Here is a 412-nt window from a genome sequence, read left to right on the forward strand (position 1 = left end):
TTTAAGTAGTCGGTGTGTGATACCGAGTGAATGGATGCTATTGGTCATTCTGACTCGCGCGGCTTACAAGCCAACCGGCTAGCGTTTCAAAGTCATCATTAGCAACGCTGTATGGAGCACAGTTAATTGCCACATTTCTAAATGCAGTTGCTTCTTTGATGACTTCATCTTTGTTGATATATAAAGGTGCAATTAATGGTAATTCAGTTTGCCAAAGCTGCAATAAATCTGATTCAAGCTCAGAGGCTGAATTATATTTATTGGTTAAAAAATAATGCTGCCATGATGATTCAGCCTGCTTTAGAGTGTTTAAACGTTTGAAAGCAAAACTGTGACAAATTGCATCACAATTAATAATCTCAAGGAATATATCGTCTTCATTTAGCGAATAGCGGTGCACATCAACATGGGC

General features: G+C 38.3%; 1 protein-coding gene. It reads right to left on the reverse strand.

What is annotated here, in order from left to right; translation table 11 throughout:
- Window positions 1-37: 37 nt before the first annotated feature.
- Window positions 38-412: cellulose synthase operon protein YhjQ/BcsQ (locus HUS62_RS22590; protein WP_220095116.1), on the reverse strand; the 375-nt coding region annotated here is incomplete at its 5' end.

This window comes from Pseudoalteromonas sp. 0303 (assembly GCF_013349995.1).
In the GTDB taxonomy this organism is placed as follows: domain Bacteria; phylum Pseudomonadota; class Gammaproteobacteria; order Enterobacterales; family Alteromonadaceae; genus Pseudoalteromonas.